Origin of the sequence: Actinomadura sp. 9N215 (assembly GCF_044326345.1) — a bacterium.
GTDB lineage: Bacteria > Actinomycetota > Actinomycetes > Streptosporangiales > Streptosporangiaceae > Spirillospora.
This window is the reverse complement of record NZ_JBIRBA010000016.1, coordinates 197,530-218,626: the sequence shown is the minus strand read 5'-3', so window position 1 is coordinate 218,626 and position 21,097 is coordinate 197,530. Positions and strand designations below refer to the sequence as shown.

Annotated in this window: 13 protein-coding genes; 3 read left to right on the top strand and 10 right to left on the bottom strand. The window is 70.0% G+C overall.

Annotated features, from left to right (window positions below):
- Positions 1–914: 914 nt before the first annotated feature.
- Positions 915–2,576, bottom strand: coding sequence for a phospholipid carrier-dependent glycosyltransferase (locus ACH34T_RS25835; protein ID WP_396023504.1), 1,662 nt, complete (start codon positions 2,574–2,576; stop codon positions 915–917).
- Positions 2,577–3,897: 1,321 nt separating this feature from the next.
- Between ACH34T_RS25835 and ACH34T_RS25830 the strand changes: the two genes are divergently transcribed.
- Both ACH34T_RS25830 and ACH34T_RS25825 read left to right on the top strand, forming a co-directional pair.
- Positions 3,898–5,559 (top strand): alkaline phosphatase D family protein, encoded by a 1,662-nt coding sequence (locus ACH34T_RS25830; protein ID WP_396023503.1) that lies wholly within the window; start codon positions 3,898–3,900, stop codon positions 5,557–5,559.
- A gap of 111 nt (positions 5,560–5,670) precedes the next feature.
- Complete coding sequence (locus tag ACH34T_RS25825; protein WP_396023502.1) at positions 5,671–6,471, top strand: SAM-dependent methyltransferase; 801 nt, start codon at positions 5,671–5,673, stop codon at positions 6,469–6,471.
- Positions 6,472–6,627: 156 nt separating this feature from the next.
- Here the strand turns inward: ACH34T_RS25825 and ACH34T_RS25820 are convergent, their stop codons facing one another.
- Positions 6,628–7,797, bottom strand: coding sequence for a winged helix DNA-binding domain-containing protein (locus ACH34T_RS25820; RefSeq protein ID WP_396023501.1), 1,170 nt, complete (start codon positions 7,795–7,797; stop codon positions 6,628–6,630).
- Between the two features lie 928 nt (positions 7,798–8,725).
- Here ACH34T_RS25820 and ACH34T_RS25815 point away from each other — a divergent pair.
- Positions 8,726–9,586 carry an LLM class flavin-dependent oxidoreductase gene (locus ACH34T_RS25815; RefSeq protein WP_396023500.1) on the top strand — a complete coding sequence of 287 codons (861 nt, stop codon included), beginning with the start codon at positions 8,726–8,728 and terminating at the stop codon, positions 9,584–9,586.
- A gap of 387 nt (positions 9,587–9,973) precedes the next feature.
- On the opposite strand, the gene ACH34T_RS25810 is transcribed toward ACH34T_RS25815, so the two are convergent.
- From ACH34T_RS25810 to ACH34T_RS25775, 8 genes are all read right to left on the bottom strand, one after another.
- Positions 9,974–10,618, bottom strand: a complete 645-nt coding sequence (locus ACH34T_RS25810) for a DUF4360 domain-containing protein (protein WP_396023499.1) — start codon at positions 10,616–10,618, stop codon at positions 9,974–9,976.
- Between the two features lie 42 nt (positions 10,619–10,660).
- Positions 10,661–11,308, bottom strand: coding sequence for a DUF4360 domain-containing protein (locus ACH34T_RS25805; RefSeq protein WP_396023498.1), 648 nt, complete (start codon positions 11,306–11,308; stop codon positions 10,661–10,663).
- 320 nt (positions 11,309–11,628) lie between these two features.
- Positions 11,629–11,856, bottom strand: coding sequence for a hypothetical protein (locus ACH34T_RS25800; RefSeq protein WP_396023497.1), 228 nt, complete (start codon positions 11,854–11,856; stop codon positions 11,629–11,631).
- 189 nt (positions 11,857–12,045) lie between these two features.
- The gene (locus tag ACH34T_RS25795) at positions 12,046–12,807 is read right to left on the bottom strand and encodes a S1 family peptidase (protein WP_396023496.1); all 762 of its coding nucleotides are present in this window, start codon (positions 12,805–12,807) and stop codon (positions 12,046–12,048) included.
- A 447-nt stretch (positions 12,808–13,254) separates the two neighbouring features.
- The gene (locus tag ACH34T_RS25790) at positions 13,255–14,523 is read right to left on the bottom strand and encodes a S8 family serine peptidase (RefSeq protein WP_396023495.1); all 1,269 of its coding nucleotides are present in this window, start codon (positions 14,521–14,523) and stop codon (positions 13,255–13,257) included.
- Between the two features lie 295 nt (positions 14,524–14,818).
- Entirely contained in the window at positions 14,819–16,117 is a 1,299-nt protein-coding gene (locus ACH34T_RS25785; RefSeq protein WP_396023494.1) for a M14 family metallopeptidase, read from the bottom strand.
- 480 nt (positions 16,118–16,597) lie between these two features.
- Entirely contained in the window at positions 16,598–17,869 is a 1,272-nt protein-coding gene (locus ACH34T_RS25780; RefSeq protein ID WP_396023493.1) for a S8 family serine peptidase, read from the bottom strand.
- A gap of 138 nt (positions 17,870–18,007) precedes the next feature.
- Complete coding sequence (locus tag ACH34T_RS25775; RefSeq protein ID WP_396023492.1) at positions 18,008–20,881, bottom strand: ATP-binding protein; 2,874 nt, start codon at positions 20,879–20,881, stop codon at positions 18,008–18,010.
- Between the last annotated feature and the right edge of the window lie 216 nt (positions 20,882–21,097).

Sequence of the window (21,097 nt, the reverse complement as noted above, 5' to 3'; positions counted from 1 at the left end):
TGCTTGCAGCATTTATGCTTGTTACAGCAGTTCTTCTTGCCGCAGCCGCCGCCGCCATGTTCGGACGCTTGACGGCTTTGCGTTGGTTTGTCAGTGACGTGCTTCCTCTGATTGGTTGCCGAGGAAGCAGAAGACCTCTGGGAGACCAGCGGCTGGATCAACGTAATCAAAAGCAGCGTAGCCACGATCACCGAAACCCTGACGATGTGTCTTCGCAGCAAGATCCAGTAGAACACGCGGTCACTCCCCCCGGTGGACGTGGGTGCGCTCAATGAAGTCCTATGCGCGGCCCCGTTCTCATGTGCGCTCTCTGCAAGAGCCCGCCTGCAACGCGGGCAGCAGAGAGCGAACTGCTTCTGACGGTCCCCTGATCGCGATCAAACATGACTGCGGAGCGTGTATCTTGTAGCTTTTTGCAAGTTTCCTTAGCGCGCGTTGAAGAAGTCCCGATGATGTTGGCCGAATTCGGCTGGCCGGGTGACGTCCCACTAGGGTGTTGCCGAGTTAGTGCGAGCAAGCCACCGTTTGGCGGATATTTGCCTGGTTCGTTCCGCACCAACGCCGCAATGTTGCCGACGAGCGAGATAGGCGAAGCCGTCGCTATCTGCGCTTTCGGCGACAAACCTTCCTATTTTTGCGATCACCCAAAAGCTAGATAGTTCAGGGCGCTCCCGGGATGATTCTTGCGATGAGGCGGTTTGGGGTACTGGACCACCATTTGAGCAACGGGACTCTTTGTTCGGCGAGGAGATGGGGCCTGGTTCCAGCTGGTGCGGTGAGGCTCGTTATCGGCGTTCGGGGCATGGGGTGTTAGGAAACGATGCTGACGTAAGCGCGGCTCGATGGCTGGACGGAAGGTGTGAGCTGGCTGGTCGGCGTCCATGGTCGACTTCCGAGCTAATTCATGGACGCCATTAGTGGGAGCGGCGCCATGCGACCCAACCGCCGAAGCCGGGCTTCCGGGCGGAGGTGATGTGCCAGTTCGGCGGCGCAGCCGGCCAGCTTTGCGGCAGTGCGGTGCCCGGGTGCCAAGGGACGACGACAAGCGTCAAGTCAGCCGGGAGCGGAAAGCGACCGGACCGGTCGATCGGGACGAGCCCGTGACGGGACTCGAATGCGTGCAGCACCCATACTCGCCAGCCGAGGCCAGGAAAGTTCACCCCTACCTTGTCGTCGGCCCGCAACTCGCTATTCAGGCTGGCGACCGAGGAATACCGCTGGTCCCAGTGGCCGACGATGTGACCGCTGCCGGCCAGCACGGCGGTGATGTTGAGGATGGCGATCATCCCGGCGACGCCAAGAATCGCGCGTTCGCCGCCGTAAGCGATCAGTGCGGCGGCTCCTGCCAGGAGCAGGAGTGCGGTGACGGTGGCGGGCCACAGGCGGAATTCATCCCAGTTCCACGTGAGGAAACTGATCTCGGCGAAATCAGTGGAGAGGAAGAAGTCCTTGGACAGGCGGTTGCCTGCGTGCAGCCATACGAAGGCGGCGGTGAACAGCGTGATGCCCGATGCGATGGGCGCAGCTCGGAATGCGGTCACCAGCGGGGAACGGACGACCAGGATGGTGGCGGCCATGAAGAGGATCGGGGCGATGCAGGTCAGGTAGCGGCCATAGACGAAATTGGCGACCGTGTTCTCGTCCGGAGTCGCGGCCGAAGTGGCGAGTGCGAGGCCGAACGTGCAGATGAGGGTCAGGGCGGCGGTGACGCGCGTGCCGCGTGAGGTGCGATCGCGGATTACGGCGATGACCAGGGCGACCAGCCCTATCCCGGCTATCCCCCAGGTCGAGACGATCAGGTACCACAGTTTTCCGGCGGTGAGCGAGAGCGTCCAGCCGAGTCCGGAGATGCTGGTGAGCCGGTCGACCAGGAGGCCTTCCAACCCGTAGGTGCCGCGGGGATACAGCTGCGAGCGCAGCCAGTCGTTGAGCTGGATTCCCGCGATGGTGGTCATGATGAGGAGCCAGGCCGTGACCGTTATGCCGCGCCGGTCCGCCCAACGCCGCCACCACGCCACGCCCAGCGTTCCCGCGAACACGATGACGATGACGAAGCCGCGTATGTGGACCCAGGAAGTGTAGGCCGCGAGCACGCTGGCCAGCGCACCGGATATCTGCCGCCCGGACGTGAGCCAGGAATGCACCAGCAGCAGCCAGCCGAGGACGACGACCGGCAGGACCGCGTCGGTCAGCGCAAACTGGCTGTAGTGGACGTTCGACGGTATGAGCGCGGTCAGCGTGGCCGCGATGTACGCCGGAATTTGGGCCATCCCCAGCCGCCTGAGCGCGAGATATGCCAAGGGAAGTACCGTCGCGGCGAGGAGGGCATTGGTGACGAGGACGGTCCGGTACACCGTGGCTGGATCGTCGCTGATCCAGTTCGCCGGTGTCAGGAGCAGCGAATAGCCGCCGTAGTACAGCGGCCGCCCGGTCAGGTCGCCTACGGATCCGCCGGCGAACAATCGGCCTGCCAGTAGATAGCCGACTTCGTCCGGCACATAGAGCGGGACATGGCGGTCGCTCGCGAGCGCCACCCGGAACAGCACCTGCGCCAACCAGCCGGCCACCAGCAGCACCGGCCACCAGGGCACACGGTTTGTCCCTTTTTCTAGTGCCGTCGCTCGATCACGTAGAGCGGCCGCTTTTACGCGGTCGCGTAGCGCTACGTCTATACCGAACATTATTAGCCCCCGATATTACTCCGTCGCCCACAACGGCTGATGTCCGCTATTCGCCTCGTTCGTCACACCTTCAGGTGCAAGCGTTGACGCTGAACCCTTGCTTCGATCGAGCCCGGGGCCCGGTGGCCGTTGCGTGGGCAACGCTGCAAGTCACAGTATCTATGGGTCGGAGAACTCGGCGCTTCTCTAACCGCTATTGGTAAAATCCATAGAGAGTTCTTCGCCTGCCAAAACCCAAGCCGTTACACCCGATGTGACATAGATCCGGTCGAAACAGGATTCCCAACGGCGACTCTGTATCTGCGGGCCGCGACCCGGTGGCCGGTGCTGCGTTGATGCTGAGAGCGTCGTCGGTCGACGGCGGCGACCTGATCGGGCCTCCTGGTTTGAGTGCCGCAGGGAAGTCGTGCGCCGCAGGGCCGGGAGGGCGGGAGGGCGGGAGGGCGGGAGGCGGTCTTGCGTGGGGACGAGAACCGGGGTCGAGTAGTTCAGGGCCGAGGCGAAGTGGCGCGGGAGTGGGCGTCGACTTCCCCGTCCGGTGCGTGCGTTGATTCCTGCTGAGCAGGCTCGGGCAGGAGGTCCGCCTCATGGCGAAGCCGGTGCGGTGACTACCGGCCGCAGGTCGTCCGATGCCGAGGGGTTCGTGGCCGCGAGCAGGGCGAAAGCGGTGAGGCGAGGGCGACGAGGCACGCGGCGATCAGCGGGCGGCCGGGATGAAGTCGGCTTGGGTGGGGCTGGCCGCTCATCGCAATCAGGGGTCGGCGCGCCTGCTTGGTCGGAAGGCAAGTGGTGGAAGACGAGGGGGCGAGTGGTGGTGAGCGTCTTGGGCACCGCGCGCCGCCAGCAGGTCGCAGGCCCAGCAGGAACTCCTCCGCCGCCTGCAACGATTCGCGCCTGCTCAAGCCGATGGTCCTTGAGCGAGCGGAATAGCTACTTGCGTAGCGCGAGGGCGCGACCACCGTATGGATTCAGCGTCAAATTTGATTTCGCTGGCCACCATTTTGGGGGCTTGGCCGGCTGATAGAGAACTCGCCTCAAGAAGGGACCGGCTTCGGCATTGGCTGCTTCCGGGCGAGACCCGGGACGGTGTTTGGACAGGCCAATGCGGAGGTCAGAGGTCGTTGTTCGTGTGCCTGTCGCTTCAGTGTCAGCGTTCGCGCCTGCCGACGTTAACCGATATGCGATCATCCTCCTGTATTGATCATAAGGAGGACGTATGTCGGAAATGTATCCCCGCCGCCGGTTCCTGGCCACGGGCGGTGCCGCGTCGGCGCTGGCCACGGGCCAGATTCTGGTCGGACCGGCGCTGCTCGGCCAGGACGGCGCGATCGCCGCCGTGCATTCGCACGGTGGCGCCCCATTGCCGCCTGGGCTGTTCACCCTCGGTGTGGCGTCCGGTGATCCGCTGCCCGACGGGTTCGTGTTGTGGACGCGCCTGGCCCCGCGCCCGGTCGACGGCGGCGGCATGCCCGACCGGCGGGTGCCCGTGGCCTGGCAGGTCGCCGAGGACGAGCGCTTCCGGCACGTCCGCGCGCAAGGAGTGGAAGTGGCGCGGCCCGAGCGCGGGCACGCGGTGCATGTCGAGGTCGGCGGGCTGCGGCCGGACCGCGAGTACTTCTACCGATTCCGGGTGGAGCAGGAGGTCTCGCCCGTCGGACGCAGCCGGACGGCGCCGTCGCACCGGGCGGTCAACCGGCAGCTGCGGTTCGCCTTCGCGAGCTGTCACAACTGGCAGGACGGGTACTACACCGCCTACCACCACCTGGCCCAGGAGGATCTCGCGTTCGTCGCGTTCCTCGGGGACTACATGTACGAGTCCGTTCCGCGGACCACGACCGTCCGCACCCACGAGGGCAAGGACGAGCCGTACACGCTGGTCGAATACCGCAACCGGCACGCGCAGTACAAGACGGACGCCGATCTGCAGGCCGCGCACGCCGCGTTCCCCTGGATCGCGACGTGGGACGACCACGAGGTCGACAACAACTGGGCCGACGAGATCCCCCAGGACCCGGACCAGCAGCCGCACGACAAGTTCCTCGCCCGCCGCGCCGCCGCGTTCCAGGCGTACTTCGAGCACATGCCGCTGCGCCGGTCCGCCCGTCCGCGCGGGATCGACATGCGGCTGCACCGCAGGCTCGGATTCGGCCGGCTCGCCACCGTGCACGTGCTCGACACCCGGCAGTACCGCAGTGACCAGCCGGCCACCCTCGCCGAGGCCAACGACCCGGCCCGCACCCTGACCGGCGCGGAGCAGGAGAAGTGGCTGGTGGACGGCATGTCCCGCTCCGGCAGCCGCTGGAACCTGCTGGCCAACCAGGTGATGTGGGCGTCCAACGACCGCAAGGCGGGCCCCGACCAGGTCTTCGACTTCGACAACTGGGACGGCTACCGGGTGCAGCGCCGCCGCATGCTGGAGTTCTTCGGCTCCGGCCGGACGGCCAACCCGGTCGTGCTCACCGGGGACCGGCACGCCACGTGGGTGTGCGACCTGAAGCCCGACTTCGACGACGAGAAGTCCCCGGTCACGGGCGCCGAGATCACCGGGACGTCGATCAGTTCGGGCGGCGACTCCGACCCCGTCGCGTTCCACCGGACGTACGACCCGATCATGGCCGAGAGCCCGCACTGGAAGTACATCGGGAACCGGCGCGGATACGTCGTCTGCGACGTCAGCCCGTCCCGGCTACTGGCCTCGCTCCGCATCGTCAACACGGTGTGGACGCCGGGCGACACGACGATCGCCACCGCCGCGCGGTTCGAGGTCGAGGCCGGACGGCCCGGTATCCACGTGGTCGACCGCATATCGCCCGAACGCGAGGAGCAGACCCTCAAGTCGCCTTCGCGCCGCTACGAGGTCGACGACGACCAGTTCTGACCCGAACCAAGGCCGCCGAACGACCGACGGTTGCGGACGTCCGAGCGGGGTTAGGCTGGAGTGCTCGGGTGTCGAGTGCGTGCGTCGATCGAGTGCAGGACGGCCGCGATTATGAGTGAGCAGGAATTCGTCCCTCCGGGCGTGGATCCCACCCAGATGAGCCACGCCCGGGCCTACGATTACGTCCTCGGCGGCAAGAACAATTACGCGGTCGACCGCGAGGCCGCCGCGCAGGTCATCGCCCTCGCCCCGGACCTTCCCGTGCTCGGCAAGGCGCAGCGCAGACTCCTTCTCCGGGTCACCCGGATGTGCGCCGAGCAGGGAATCGACCAATTCCTCGACATCGGCGCGGGCATTCCTACGGCGCCGAACGTGCATGAGACCGCCAAGGCCGTCAACCCCCATTCCCGCGTGGTCTATGTCGACTACGACCCGCTCGTGACGGTGCACAACTCCGCCCTGCTGGCGGACGGCGACGGCGTGGCCTCCGTCGAAGCCGACGTGCGCGACCCGGACGCGCTCATGGGCGACCCGCGGGTCAGCGCGTTGATCGACTTCGATCGTCCGCTGCTGGTCCTGTTCGTCGGGCTGTTCCATCTGGTCGCCGACGAGCATGACCCCGCGGGGCTGATCGCCCGGTTCCGTGATCGCATGGTTCCGGGCAGCCACATGATGCTGTCCCAGTTCTGCGCGGACGGCAGCGATCCCGCCGCGAGGGCCAAGCTCGAAGAGATCTCCGCGGACTCGCCGTCCCCCATGTGCTTCCGGCGCCGCGAGGAGATCGTCAGGTTCTTCGACGGCTTCCAGCTGATGGAACCCGGCGTGGTCGACGTCCAGGACTGGTGGCCCGACGAACCGGCGATCCCGCAGACCGGGCTGAAGGTCGCCGCCGGCGTCGGCACAAAGCTCTGACCCGCGAACGGCAGGCGCCGCCCCGCGAACGGCAGGCGCCGCCCCGCGAACGGCAGGCGCCGCCCCGCGAACGGCAGGCGCCGCCCCGCGGACGGCAGGCGCCGCCCCGCGGACGGCAGGCGCTGACCCGTGGACGGTGAAGCGCGGTGAGGGCGCTCAGGCGTGGCCGCCGACGGTCACCGGGCCGAGCGTGAAGGTGATCTTGGTGGCCTCCAGGACGTGCGCCACGCGTTCGACCTGCTCCTCCAGGTCCGTGTGCTGCGCCTTGGTGAGGGGGACGAGCGGCTCCGCGGTGACGTCGACGCGACGGCCCGAGCGGCGCTGATGCCACAGGCCCGCGACGACGCCGTCCACCAGCAGGAGCTGGAAGTTGCCGCGCAGCGCCCGTTCGGCGGCGCGTCCCGGATAGAGCAGTTCGGGGGGCTGGTTGCCGACCCGGTAGGCGTAGACGTCGAAATAGGGCAGGAGGCGGACGCCGCGCGGCGCGTCCAGAGGCGCCTCGGTGTCGCCCGCCGCGACCCACGCCCGCGTGCCCTCCACCTCCACGCGTTCCAGGTCGAGGGTCTCGAACAGGTCCGCCGCCCATCCGGCGGGGGCGTTCAGCCAGTGCGCGAACCGGGCGGGCGTCGACGGTCCGTAGGCGTGCAGGTAGGAGCGGACGAGCCAGGCGAGCGCCGCGTCCGCCGGAGCGGGCTGGAACCCGGGGTGCAGGCGCCGCGGGCTGGAATAGGTGACCTTCCGCCCCCGCACGGGCCCGAAGCACATCGCGCCGCGCTGCCCCGCCTGCGCCATCGCCTGCCGCCAGCGCGGCCACAGCGTCTGGAACGCCGGCATGACCAGGTCGCCCGCCCACGGACCGGTGCGCTCCACCACGGCCTCAGTGAGCTCGTCGACGGTCAGGTCCGCCTCGTCCACGGCGGCGGCGATGGCGGCGACGACCTCCTCGGTCTGCTCCGCCGTCATCCGCACGCCGTCCTGGAACGGGCTCGGCGCCGGGGCCAGCGCCGACAGCGCCCCGACCCACATCGGCAGGTCCCGCGCCGGCAGGACGTGGACCGTCCCGCGCGGCCCGTGGGCCTTGACGAGACTCCGCTCCTCCCACAGCGCCCGCCGCACGTCGGCGCGGGTGGCGCCGTCCACGCGCAGCCCGATGCCGAGCTCGGCCGCCGTCATGACCTGCGCGTGGACGCCGCCCATCCCCGCCGCCACCTGCACGCACCCCTCCGTCGACGGGACCGACAGCGCATGCCGCCCCAGCCGCCGCGCACACACGTCCTCCCACGACATCCGCACCGTCGCCACGGGCTCCTCCGCACTCGCCGTCACCACCGGCCCCTCCCACTCGCCGTCACGACCAGCCCCGCCCACGTTGTCGTCACCGCTTCCTCCCACTCGCCGTCACCCCCGGCCTCGCCCACGTTGTCGTCACCACTTCCTCCCACTCGCCGTCACCCCCGGCCTCGCCCACGTTGTCGTCACCACTTCCTCCCACTCGCCGTCACCCCCGGCCTCGCCCACGTTGTCGTCACCACTTCCTCCCACTCGCTGTCACCAGCGGACTCGCCCCTCGTTTTCGTCGCCGGGTCCTTTCGCTCGGTGTCGTCGCCGGGCTGGTCCGGCCTCGTTCGTTCGCATCACCGGCTCCCGCCCGCGCGTCCGTGCACTCGGGGCCGTCCCGTGCCAGCGTCCCCGACGACGTTGGACGCCGTTAAGGCCAGATTTCGTCCTGTATATCTGGCCAGACCGACGGCGGCGAGCGACGTGTCCGGTGATCGTGCCGCCGACGCTCTCCCAGCGAGCACGATCGGCCTCGTGGCCCACGCGCGGTGCGCGTCCTCATGGGGGGATGCGCCTCGCGTCGCGAATGCCAGGTTCCGCATCGAGGACGTACGAATAGCTGAGCGCGGTGACACGGCGCGAGCCGCGGGCATCCTGTCCTGGAACCACGGCTGGACGTCCACCCGCCATCCTGGCGATCATCACCGGACGGCCGCCAACATCGGACGCCCGGGCATCGGCGAAACGCCCGCCACCAGCCGACGGCTCGCCGTCAGCGGACGGCTTGCCACCAGCGGGCGACTTGCCACCAGCGGACGGCCTGCCATTGGCGGACAGCCGGGCAACGCCAGACAGCCAGACAACGCCAGACAGCCAGACAGCCAGACAACGGCAGACGGCCAGACATCGGCAGGCGGCCGGGCGACGGCAGGCGGCGTCCTTGGTTGTTGCGGACCTTGCGAATGGGAGGACGGACATGGACATCGGAATCGGATTGCCCGCGACCATCCCCGGTACCCCGGGCTCGCAGATCGTCCAATGGGCCAGGGCCGCCGAGGATCGCGGGTTCGCAACGCTCGGTGTGATCGACCGGCTGGTGTACGGCAACTGCGAGCCGCTCGTGACGCTCGGCGCGGCGGCCGCGGTGACGGAGCGGATCCGGCTGATGACCTCGATCCTGCTCGTGCCGTTCCGCGGCAACGCCGCGCTGCTCGCCAAGCAGGCCGCGACCGTGAACCACCTGTCGGGCGGACGGCTCGTGCTCGGCATGGCCGTCGGTGGCTACGAGGACGACTACCTCGCCTCGGGTGTCCCCTTCGCCGGACGGGGCCGCCGCTTCGACGCGATGCTGGACGAGATGACGCGGATCTGGGCAGGTGAGGCGCGCGGGGCGGCCGGAGCGATCGGTCCCCGGCCCGGTGTGCCGTCCGACCGGCTCGTGTTCGGGGGTCACGGCGAGCGGCCCTTCGCCAGGGTCGCCGCCCGCGGCGGCGGCTGGATCGCGGGCAGCCGCGGCGTCGAGGCGTTCCGGCGAGGCGCTGAGGCGGTGCGGCGGGCGTGGGCCGAGCGCGGACGCGACGGCGAGCCGCGGCTCATGGCGCAGCCGTACTTCTCTCTCGGTCCACGGGCGCGGGAGGACGCCGAGGCCTTCCTCCTGGACCACTACGCCGTCGAGGGATGGGACGCCGAGAAGGTCGCGTCCCTGGCGCTCACGGACGCCGCGGCGGTCCGGGACGCCGTCGCCGCCTACGAGCAGGCCGGATGCGACGAGCTCATCCTCTTTCCGTGCAGTCCCGACCTGCGGCAGGTGCACCTGCTGGCCGACGCCGTCCTCTGAGAGCGGGCCCCGAAAGCGTGAAATCTGGCGCGGGAGGGTGAAGGCGTAAAGGGCGAAGGCGTAAAAGGGCGAGCGCGAAAGGTCCGGGCGCGAAAGAAAGGCGCGAAAAGAGCGGGCGCGTAAAGGGCCCGCGCCCGGCGCTCCAAGCGCGTAAAGGGCGCGCGCCCAAGGCCCCAGGCGCGTAAAGGCGCCCATCAGGCGCTCCGGGCGTGAAAAAGGCGCGCCTGAGAAGGGCGCGCGTGAAATGGTGGCCGTTCGCGTTGTGACCGGGTCGTGTCCGCCGTGGCGGTGGCCTTGGTGCTGCTGTGAGCCGGCCGGCGGGGTGGCCGGCTCACAGCAGACCGGGCCGCGTCCTTCTGGGTGAAGGCGCGGCCCGATCGGTCCGGATCAGGCTCCGGGGCACTTCTTCCAAGCGAAGTGGTAGATCGTCTTCACGCTGCCGTCCGTGGAGTCGAACGACATGAAGCTCGTCCCCTTGGAGCTGCCCTTGTCCACGCGCAGCTCGGTGTTGACGTTGAGGTTCCGCTCCTCACCGCATGGCTTCCACACCAGCTCGGCCACGTCCGTACGGTCCGTGAACTGCCAGTTGTTGGAGTACGGGCCCTTGACGTTGTGGCTGATGGGCGTCGTCTGCGACAGGCCCTGGAAGTAGTAGTTCGCGCGCTCCATGCCGGAGGCGCCCTTCTCCAGGGACGCGAAGCCGCGGTAGTCGGCGCTGGCGATCGCGTAGGTGAAGCCCTGCGGGATGTGGACCTGCAGGCTGAGCTGGCAGTTCTTGCGGAAGTCCGTCGGGTTGGAGTTCCCGCCGGCCTGCGCCAGGTAGTCGCTGTAGGTGACCGTGAACGACGTGGCGTCACTCGACGGGGCCACGGCGGCGGTCCCGGCGGGGCAGCCGGAGCCGTTCACCGTCTTGACGTCGATGGTGATCCGGTCAGGAGCGGACAGTGCGTTCGCCGAGGCCGTCGAGGTCATGCCCGCCGACAGCGTCACTGCGGCGAGGCAGGCTGCCGAAGCAGTCAGTCCTTTGCGCATGGATTTCTCCTTGGGGGTTTTGCGCGGGGTCATGCGGGGTTGCTAGCACTTCTTCCAGGAGAAGTGGTACGTCGTCTTGATGCTGCCGTCCGTCGAGTCCATGGCGATGAAGCTGGTCTTCGCCTTGTCGGTGCCGACGGTCGCGCGCAGCTCGGTGTTGATGTTGAAGTTCCGCTCTTCGCCGCACTTCTTCCACACCATCGCACCCACCGGAATCTTGTCGGTGAACTGCCAGTTGTTGTCGTAGGCGCCGGGGATGTTGTTGGTGACCGTCCCGGTCGGCGAGTTGCCCTGGAAGTAGTAGCTGGCCTTCTGGATGGCCTTGGCGCCCTTCTCCAGGAAGGCGTATCCGCGGTAGTCCGTCTGCGCGATCGCGTAGGTGAAGCCCTGTGGGACGTGCACCTTCATGCTGATCTGGCAGTTCTTCCTGCCGTCGGTGGACGTCGAGTCGCCGCCCGCCTTCGCCAGGTAGTCGCTGTAGGTGACCGTGAAGGCCTCCTTGTCATCGGAGATGGCGACCGCGGTAGTGCCGAGCGGGCAGCCCGAGCCGTTCACGGTCGCGATCTCGATGGTGACGCCATCGGGCCCGCGGGTGAGCAGGGGTGAAGACGCGGCGGCCGGTGAGACGGACGCCGCGGTCAGCCCAAGCGCCGCGGCGGCCGCGGCGGTAATGGCGATCCCTTTACGCATGTGATTCCTCTTCGCTGGGAGTGGACGCATTTTTCTTCGGCGACCGAAGAGGCGAGTGCCGGCAAATCCGGATTAACCGGCACTCGTCAATGGACGTTGATCCAGGATCTGAATGGAGCGTAACTATCGCGCCATGGGCTGTCAATCACCGGTTTTTAACTTTTCTTGACCTGGATTCAATTGGTTGACAAGAACGCACCTTCAAGCTTGATCATCGATTATCGAATGTCAACGACAACCTTTTGACAAGGACCGTTCCATTAAGGCGCGCGGCATCGATAAACGTGCCGGACGCGGCCGTGTGCGGACACGCTCCGGAGTCATGGCGGCGCGTCCACAGCCGTCCATGCGAGTCGCGCGAGCCGCGCTCGGAGGTCTTCGGGGGTGTCCGCGTCCACCGCGTCGACCTCGTTGATCTGGTCATACGGCAGCGGACCACGCAGCGCCCACCAGCGACGCCGGTCGGTGACCAGGAATCTCCACTGCGGAAAGTCACGTTCCAGTTCGGCTTTGACGGCCGCGTCCGCTGTCTTTCCAGTAGAACGCATGACTGTCTCTCTTCGTATATTTCTCTTCGCGCATTGCGACGGATACGGCTCATTCGTGGCGCGATGCGGCCAATATGATTCCCCGCCGAAGCGGCGCCGTTGAAAGCCCCCGCCGCCGCGAAGCGGGCGCGGCGGCCCGCCCTGTGGATGGAGGTGGGCCGCCGCGCCCGGAACCGGACGGCTAGCGGGTCACTGGCCGATGGTCCGGTCGATCCAGCTCCGGTACCTGGTGATATCGCTGTACGCGCCGAAGCCGGACCCGTCGGTCGGCTTGTTTCCCGCGGTGCAGGTGCCGATGAGCTTGCCCGCGTCGTTCAGCATCGGTCCGCCCGAGTCGCCTCCCGCGGTGTCGCCGTCGTTCTCGATGCACAGAGAGGCGCCGAGCACGTTGCAGCGGGAGTCGTAGATCGTCCCTTCGGAGTACTTGAGCACGTCCGAGAGCTGGGACCAGTCGGACCGCGTGTAGCCGTACCCGTAGACCCGTTCCCGCGTGCCCGTGGTCGCGTCGCCGGAGCCGCCGAGCGCCGGGTACTGGGCCTGGACGTCCTTGTCGATCCGCAGCAGCGCGATGTCGGACCCGGACGGCTCGCTCAGCTGCTGGGTGACGTTCGCCGTCTGGCCTCCGCTCTCGCGTTGCAGGGAGCCGACCCGGACGGAGAGCGAGCCGCCGATGCAGTGGTCGGCCGTCAGGACCCAGTGCGCCGCCACCAGCGACGCCGTGCACGCGAAACTGCCTCCCTTGTACAGCGCGGCGATGTACGGGGGAGCCTCGGTGGCCTTGTGGCCCCCGACGATCGGCAGCTTTCCGCTGTTCCGCGCCGTCCCCGGGGCGCTCGCCCGCGGTGGGAGGGCGGGGGCGTGAACAGCGTTGGGGTGGGGGTTCTCACCGGTGGGCCAGCCCGGTCCGCCGGCCACCGCCGCCGGCGACGGCGCCGCGAGAACCGCGGACATGACCAGGACGGCACCTCCGGAAAGCACGGCGATTCGCCCGGACGTTCTTTTTAGGCGGGGCATCCGATCCTCTCTTCCGCATCGTGATCGATGTTCACCACACGATCGAATGGAAAGCGGACCAGAACAATCCGGGAAAGGGTACGCGACCCTACCCATCTATTGTCACCGGATTCACAGGGCCACTAATCGCACACCAATTTCGTCGCTCGGACCATTCGGGAAGCCGATGCCCCCGATGACTCGCCCGGCCACCGGGATTTCCCGGGCGGGTCGTCGTCGACGTCGTTCGCCGCGTGGCCGGCGCGCTATCGTCCGGCCGGGACGTCGGAGTCCCCGGCGAGCCGGTCACGGTCGTTCACCTCGCGGCGGGCGCGCTATCGGCCCGCCGGGACGGTCGAGGTCCCGGCGAGCCCGGTCACGGTCGTTCACCTCGCGGCGGGCGCGCTATCGGCCCGCCGGGACGGTCGAGGTCCCGGCGAGGCCGGTCACGTTGAGCAGGCGGTTCGGCGAGCCGCTGCCGGGATTGCTGATGACCCCGGTGTCGGCGGCCGCGACGAGCCCGTCATGGGCCTGCGCCGGAGTGGCGCCCGGGTGCCCCTCCAGGTAGATCGCCAGCGCGCCCGCCACGTGCGGGGACGCCATCGACGTGCCGCTCATCGTGGCCCTGCCCGTGTCGGACGAGTGGCTCGCGGAGACGATGCCGCTTCCGGGTGCGAACACGTCCACGCACCGGCCGTAGTTGGAGAAGCTCGACCTGGAGTCGCCGCTGGTGCTGGACGCGACCGTCACCACGTCCGGCACGTCCGCCGGAGTGCTGCCGCACGCGTCGGAGCTCTCGTTGCCCGCGGCGACCCCGAACTGGACGCCGGCGGCGACGGCGGCCTTCGTCGCGTCGCGGATCGCCTGCGGCTCGGCGTCGTCGCCGCCTGAGGCGAGGCTCATGTTGCCGACGGACGGCCCCTTGGCGTTCTTCAGGACCCAGTCCAGGCCCTCGACCGTGTCCCTGTCGGGTGCGTTGCCGGTGCAGTCCAGCACCCGGACGGCGACGAGCTTGACGCCCTTGGCGACGCCGTACTCCTTGCCTCCGACGGTCCCGGCGACGTGCGTGCCGTGCCCGTTGCAGTCTTGCGCCTCGGCGTCCTCGTCCACGAAGTCGTGTCCGTAGGAGGCCCTGCCCTCGAACGTCCGGTGGCTGAGGCGGATGCCGGTGTCCACGACGTACACGGTGACGCCGTTGCCGGTGGCCGGATAGGTGTAGGAGTCGTCGCTCCTGCCGTCGACGCGGTCGAGGCCCCACGACGGCGGGTTCGGCTGGGTTCCGGCATCGGCGGCGCGCACCATCAGGGACTGCTGGACGTACCGCACCCTCGGATCGGCGGCGAGCCGTGCGGCCTGGCCGGCGCTCATCTCGGCGGCGTAGCCGCGCAGCGCCGCGCTGTAGACGGTCTCGACGGAGCCGCCGTAGCGGTCCGTCAGCTCCTCGGCCTGCGCGGACACCGCGGCCTCGGCGCCCGCGGCGAGAGAGGTGGCGCCGTGCAGGGCCACGATGTAGTGACCCTCGATCGCGCCGGCGGCTCCGGCGTTGAGGACCGCCCCCCTGGCGGTGGCATGCCCACCCGTGGCGGTGGCATGCGCACCCGTGGCGGTGGCATGCGCACCCGTGGCGGTGGCATGCGCGGGCGTGGCGGTGGCATGCGCGGGCCCGCTGAACATCACGGCGCCCGCCAATGCGGCAGCGGCCGCGAGCCCTGCGCATCGGGCCGCCGGCCCAGGCCGTCTCTTGCAGAGGGGACGATTCGTGCGGGGGGAATTCATCCTCGCTACCTCCTGTGCTGGTACGTCGCCACGACCGGCTCGGCAGTGGCGCCACCACGATGAGGCGCGACGAATGAGCTAACAATCCGGGAAACCCTAGGTAGACCTACGTATTGCCACCGCGCCCCCACCCACGCACAGCCCGCAGCATGGCGGCCCCTCCCTTTTGGGTGGGGCCGCCTTCTGGGGACTGTCAGCAGTACTGGTCCTGCTTGCCGATCGCGCGGTAGGGGCAGTCCGCGTAGCCGGTGAGGGCGAGCACCGCCGCGCGGTTGCGCGTGGTCTCGCGGACGATGACCTCGTCCGGCGGGTAGAAGTCGGCGTTCCGCGGATACATCTCGAACGTGTACGAGAAGATGTCGTGCTCGGCCCACATCCAGTCGTTGACCGAGCCGTCGGTGATGTACAGGTCGCTGGACTGCTGCGGGGTGTAGCGGTTCGTCCCCGCCATCTCCCGGCCGATCGTGGCGAACGTCCGGTTGGCGTCCGCGCTCATGTCGGGCCCGGTGTCGTCGTAGGTGTGGCCCATGGGCCACAGCACCAGCTCGCTGTAGGTGTGGAAGTCGATGTGCGCCTTGATCTGCTGCTTGCCGCCCACCACGCGGCCGCGCACGAAGTTGGCGACCGCCTTGGTCTCGACGCCCGCCTCCGGCGCGGGCCCGCGGTACGTCTCGGCGCCCGGGGTGCCGGACGAGCCGCCGCAGCAGCCCCACTTGTAGGCCCAGTTGCGGTTGAGGTCGATGCCGATCGCTCCCGTGACGGGCTGGCGGTTGTGGCGCCACATGCGGTACCGGCCGGTCGCGATGTCGTACTCCAGGCCGTCCGGGTTCACCGAGGCGACGATCCAGATCTCCCGGCCGTCGACCAGCTCGGTGATCTTGCTGTCGGAGCCGTGGCCGTCGGTGAAGAGATTGGCGGCGTAGAGCGCCATCTCCGGGGTGAGGTGTTCGCGGGCGTGCTGGTTGGCGGTGAACAGGACTTCGGGTTCGTCCTCGTCCGTCGCGACATTGTCGCTGATCTTGATGGCCGGGATGTCGCGGCCCTCATGGGTCCTGCCGACGGTCGCGCGCTTCGCGATCGCGGGATGCTCCCGGACGATCTTGTCGAGCTCGGCCACGATCTCCTGGTAATCGTGATAGAGCGCGTCCTCCGGCGGATATCCGAGTTTCAGGGCGAGTTCCTCGACCCGGTGGCCCAGTTTCCTGATCCGCTCGGCCTGGGCGGGCTGCCCGGTGATCACCACGTGGTCGCTCTTGACCTCGTCGATGGAGACCCCGGTGCCGGCGATGACCGTCCGCTCTTCGCGGGTGTCGGGGCCGGTCACCTTGTAGCGATGCGGGATGGGCTCGCTCTGTTCGGGCGCCTTGCCGTACGACCCGTACGACCCGTAGGAGCCGTTCGGGCCGTTCGTGCCGGCGAACGCGGAGGGGAGCGCGAGCGAGGCGCCGGCCAGCAGGGCGGCCGCGGCCAGCGCGAGGGGGCGTTTTCTCATCGGGAATCTCCGTTGCTTTCCGTGAAGCACGACTGCTTTCCGTGAAGCACGAAGGCGCGCCGGCGGGAGACCCCCGGATGTGCGGCCCGGCCCGCCTTACCATTCCCCGTGATTTGCCTTGTTGTGATCATCGAATGATGAAAGAATCCGTGCCGCCCTGTGGAGGGCACACGTATTGTTACGGCGGCCGCGCACGCCGGGCAAGGTCACGAGACCCACAAATTATTGACGCTGTCAGGTAGTGCCAACGGCCGGATCAGAAAGGCGCGGGACGCCGACCACAATGTGACAGCCGCGAGAGAAGTGCGAACGGCCGGCATTGACCGGGCCGGGCCCAGTAGGGAGGGTTCTGGGCCCGGCCCCCTCAGGAGAGATCGGTCAGGACCGGTGCGCGGCGGGATCCCGTGGTCGCATCCCAGGGAGCCGAGGGCCGGGAGCCGGATGCCCTGCGGAAGATGCGACCACGGGACGTCTGGACCGTCAGCCGAGGGCGGTCACGTTGAGCAGCCTGTTCGGGGAACCGCTGCCCGGGTCGCCGACCTTGCCGGATTCGGCGGCGTTCACCAGCGCGTCATGGATCTGCTGCGCGGTGGCGCCCGGGTGCGCGGCCAGGTACAGCGCGGCGGCGCCCGCCGCGTGCGGCGACGCCATGGACGTGCCGTTCATCGTGGCCGTTCCGCCGCCCATCCTGGTGGAGACGATGCCGCTGCCCGGCGCGAACAGGTCGAGGCAGCGGCCGTAGTTGGAGAAGCTCGACCGGGCGTCCGTCTGGGTGGTGGAGCCCAGCGTGATGGCCGCGGGCTCCCGCGCCGGGCTGGAGTTGCAGGCGTTGGTGGACTCGTTGCCCGCGGCGACCGCGAACGCCACCCCGTCCTGCGCCGCGCCGCGCACGGCCTCGTCCACGCTGGCGGAGGCGGGGCCGCTGAGGCTCATGTTGCCGATCGCGGGGCCGGGGGCGTTCTGCGCCGCCCATTCGATCCCGGAGATGACGCCGGAGTACGGGCCGCTGCCCTGGCAGTCCAGGACCCGGACGGCGACGATGGCCGCCTTCTTGGCGACGCCGTAGTCCTTGCTGCCGACGGTGCCGGCGACGTGGGTGCCGTGGCCGTGGCAGTCACCGGCGTTGTCGTCGTTGTCGATGAAGTCGCGGCCGCTCTTGGCGCGTCCCTCGAAGTTCGGGTGCGAGAGGTCCGTGCCGGTGTCGGCGACGTAGACGGTCACGCCCGATCCCTCGTTCGGGTAGGCGTAGATCCTGTTCATCGAGCCGTCGATCCGGTCGAGGCCCCAGGACGGCGGGTTCTGCTGTTCGCCTGCGGCGTGTGCGAGTACGTCCGCTTCGACGTAGCGGACCTCGGAGGCGGCGGCCATCCGGCGGGCCTGCGCCTTGGTGGCCTTCACGGCGAAGCCGCGGAAGACCGTCGAGTACACCTGGTCGATCTGGCCGCCGTAGGCGGTGACCAGGCCCTGCGCCTCGGCGCGGACGGCCGCCGCACCGCCCGGGCGGGCGGACGGCGCGCCCTTCAGCGCCACGATGTAGCTGCCGGGGATCGCGCCGGGCGCGGTCTCGTTGCGGATCTGGGTCTGGGCGGTGGCGGGCTGCGACCGGCCCGTCTGCCCGATCTGGCTGGTCTGGCCCGTCTGCCCGGCCCAGCCGGTCTGGGCGGCGTTGGCGGGGCCGCCGGACAGCGCGAGTGCCGCTGCGAGCGCGGTGCCGAGGCCGAGCGTGCTGAGTCGTGTCCTGGTCAAGTGCATCCCTCTGCTCCTCCGTGGGGGTCGCCTGAGCCGGGGAGCGGGCTCAGGCCGGGGGCGAGGTTCACCTTCGTCCGCCGGGCGGCGGCTTACAATCCGTGCTGCGGTAGGTAGCGGTACGCAATCATCTCCGGGGCGGCGTCACCTGGGGCTGACCTCGGCTCGCGAGCTCACGTTGAGCTTGCGCAGCACCTTGGCGACGTGCTGCTCGACGGTGCGCGTGGACAGGAACAGCGCGTCGGCGATCTGCCGGTTGGTGTGGCCGAGCGCCACCAGCCGGGCCACCTCGCTCTCGCGCGGCGAGAGCTGGTCGCCGTAGCCGCGGCGGCCACGCCGCGACGGCAGGACGACGCCGTGGCCGCGCAGCACCCGGCGGCAGCGCGCGGCGTCCCGCAGCGCGCCGAGCGCGGTGAACTCCTCCGCGAGCAGGGCGAGTTCCCTGGCCTCCCGGTCTTCCGGGACGGCGCCGTCCCCGCGCGCGGTGATCCGGCACCGGGCGGCGGCCTCGGCGGCGCGGGCCGCCTCGTACGGTTGCGGCAGCGCGGTGTAGGCCGCGCGGGCTGCGCCGAACGCCTCGATCGCCTCGGCGGCGCGTCCGGCGGCGACGGCGAGGACGGCCCGGCAGGCGGGCAGCGCGGCGGCGGCGAGCGGCGCGTCCCGTCCGGCGATGCCTTCGGCGAACTCCTCGGTCACCTGCTCGGCCTCCGTCCGGGCCCCGGCGCGGACCAGGGCGGCGACGGCCATCGGGGCCAGGTCCCCCGCCCACACCCAGATGCCCTTCCGGCGGATCCGGGCGATGCCGCGCTCCGCCTCGGCGCGGCCCTCGTCCAGCTCGCCGCGCGCGACGCGCAGCCGCGCCATGGCGCCCGAGGCGGTGGCGAGGACCGGGCCGGGCGTGTTGCCGGGATCGGCGAGGCCGGCGGCGTTCAGCTCCGCGGCGGCCGTGTCCCAGTCGCCGAGCGCGGACGCCAGCAGCCCGAGGACGAGATGCGCGTCCGACGCGATCCCGGACACGCCGTGGACCGCCTCCAGCGTCCGCCGAGCACGTTCGGCGAGCCCGTCCCAGCGGCCCGCGTACCAGTCGAGGCGCAGCGCCGTGCCCTCCACGATGCCCTCGAAGAAGGCGGCGCCGCACTCGGCGGCGAGGCGTCCGCCCTCGGCGCGGAACCGCTGCGCCTCCGCGTAGTGACCGAGCCAGCTGGCGGCGTCGGCGAAGTTCCCGCAGGCGCGCGCGGTCTGCTGCCGGTCGGTGTCGGCCCCGGCGCCGCCGATGAGCGCCTCGGCCCGCTCCCAGACGGCGGAGTCGCCCGCCGACATCAGCAGCGCCAGATGGTTCCCGCGCACCGCCGTGCGGACGGCCGGGTCGGTCTCGCCCGCCACGAGCTTCTCGGCCCGCTCGATCCACCGCTGGTAGACGGGGTACGGCCGGTCGTCCCAGATCGGCATCGCGAGCGCCGCCATGCCCCGGGCCGCGAGCGCGGGACGCTCCCGCAGCTCCTCGACGGCGGCCTCGATGCAGATCCGGCCCGCCTCGTAGTCGCCCATCTGGTTGCGGAGGAGCAGCCCCACGTTCAGCCTGATCTCGCCGCGCACGGCGTCGGGGACGTGCTCGTCCCGGACGACGGTGCTCAGCAGCTCGACGGCCCGGCGGTGGGTCAGCCCGAGCACCGCGTCCCGGCTGAGCTCGACCGCGATCCGCGCGCGCTCCGCGCCGCCGAGGCGGGCGTCGGACAGCAGTTCCTCCAGGAGTTCCACGGCGACGGCCAGGTCGCCCATCTCGCGGGCGGCGACGGCGGCGGCCTCGGCGTGGCGCTGCCACTCGTCCAGCAGGCCGGCCTCGCGCGCGTGGTAGGCGAGCTGGACGAGCGGCTGCGGCTCCTCGTCCGCCAGCGCCCGCATCGCCCGCCGGTGCAGGCGGCGGCGGTCCGGGCCGGGCAGCGCCGAGTAGACGGCCTGCTGGGCGAGCGTGTGCCGGAAGCCGTACCTGTCCTGGCCCCACTCGTGCAGCACCCCGGCGACCAGCGCCTCCCGGACGGCGGACGAGCCGTCCCCGCCCCCCGGATCCATGACGGCGCCGATCAGCGCCTCCCCCGCGGGCACGCGCAGCACCGAGGCCGCGCGGACGGCGTCGGCCGCCGCCGGCGACAGCAGGCTCATCCGGTCGGCGATGGCCTCCTGGAGGAGCGTCGGGACCCGCAGGCCGTCGAGCGCCTCGCCGTCGACGGCCGTCCCGTCCGCGACCGCGCCGGGCAGGGCCCGGACGACCTCCTCCACGACGAACGGGATGCCCGCCGTCCGCCGGTGCAGCTCGCCCGCGAGACGCGTCGTGATCTCCGACCCGCCGGTGAGGGCGGTGAACATGCCGCGCACTCCGTGGACGTCGAGCGGCTCCAGCGGGATGAGCACGGCGGTGGTCCCGGGCGGGTGCCGGTAGGCGCGGCCGAGCGGGAGCCGCGCGCCTGGCAGGTCCTCGCGGCGGTAGCTGAGCACCGTCGTCAGGCCGGCGGGCGGATCGTCCACGAGGAACCGGAGCAGGTCACGGGTGCCGTCGTCGGCCCAGTGCAGGTCCTCCACGACCATCACGGTCTCGCCGAGCGCGTCCAGCAGGGCGCGGACGGCGCGGAACAGGCGGTGCTCGCGGGCGCGGACGTCCTGCAGCGGCTCCGGCGCGGGCGGCAGCCGGTCCGCGAGCTCGGGCAGGTAGGGGCGCAGCGCGCCGCAGACGGGGCTGAGCCCGGCGATCCGGCCGCCGTCCAGATGGCGCAGCAGCTCGAAGACGGGCCCGTACGGGAACGGCTCGCGGAGCGGATGGCAGTTCCCGGTCAGCACCTTCCGGCCGCGGGCCAGCGGGTGCCGGAGCGCCTCGTGGATCAGCCGGGTCTTGCCGATCCCGGCCTCGCCCTCCACCAGGGCGATGGCCGGCGGTCGCGTCACGGCCTCCAGCAAGGAGTGCAGCTCTCCCGAACGGCCGATCAGAACGGGCGCTGCCGGGGTGCGAATGAGCGGGGGATTCACAGGCGACTCCGGCGGGTGCGGCCGCGGCGGCCAGCGTGACGGGACGACACCGGCAGCGTGACGGAGCGGCACCGGGCTGTCACCGCGGTGCCGTCGAAGCTAAGCCTTCCGGACGGCCGCGACAACCCCGGCGGCCGAATGGCTTGACCGCGAAACCGTGTGTGTCCGGCCGGTCACCCAGTAGGTTGGTCGCGCAACGCTGGGCATTGCCGGGTA

Coding starts and splice junctions, on each gene's coding strand:
- ACH34T_RS25780 (WP_396023493.1), bottom strand. CDS start 17,869: ATGCACTTGACCAGGACACGACTCAGCACGCTCGGCCTCGGCACCGCG.
- ACH34T_RS25805 (WP_396023498.1), bottom strand. CDS start 11,308: ATGCGTAAAGGGATCGCCATTACCGCCGCGGCCGCCGCGGCGCTTGGG.
- ACH34T_RS25810 (WP_396023499.1), bottom strand. CDS start 10,618: ATGCGCAAAGGACTGACTGCTTCGGCAGCCTGCCTCGCCGCAGTGACG.
- ACH34T_RS25795 (WP_396023496.1), bottom strand. CDS start 12,807: ATGTCCGCGGTTCTCGCGGCGCCGTCGCCGGCGGCGGTGGCCGGCGGA.
- ACH34T_RS25830 (WP_396023503.1), top strand. CDS start 3,898: ATGTCGGAAATGTATCCCCGCCGCCGGTTCCTGGCCACGGGCGGTGCC.
- ACH34T_RS25785 (WP_396023494.1), bottom strand. CDS start 16,117: ATGAGAAAACGCCCCCTCGCGCTGGCCGCGGCCGCCCTGCTGGCCGGC.
- ACH34T_RS25790 (WP_396023495.1), bottom strand. CDS start 14,523: ATGTTCAGCGGGCCCGCGCATGCCACCGCCACGCCCGCGCATGCCACC.
- ACH34T_RS25825 (WP_396023502.1), top strand. CDS start 5,671: ATGAGTGAGCAGGAATTCGTCCCTCCGGGCGTGGATCCCACCCAGATG.
- ACH34T_RS25815 (WP_396023500.1), top strand. CDS start 8,726: ATGGACATCGGAATCGGATTGCCCGCGACCATCCCCGGTACCCCGGGC.
- ACH34T_RS25800 (WP_396023497.1), bottom strand. CDS start 11,856: ATGCGTTCTACTGGAAAGACAGCGGACGCGGCCGTCAAAGCCGAACTG.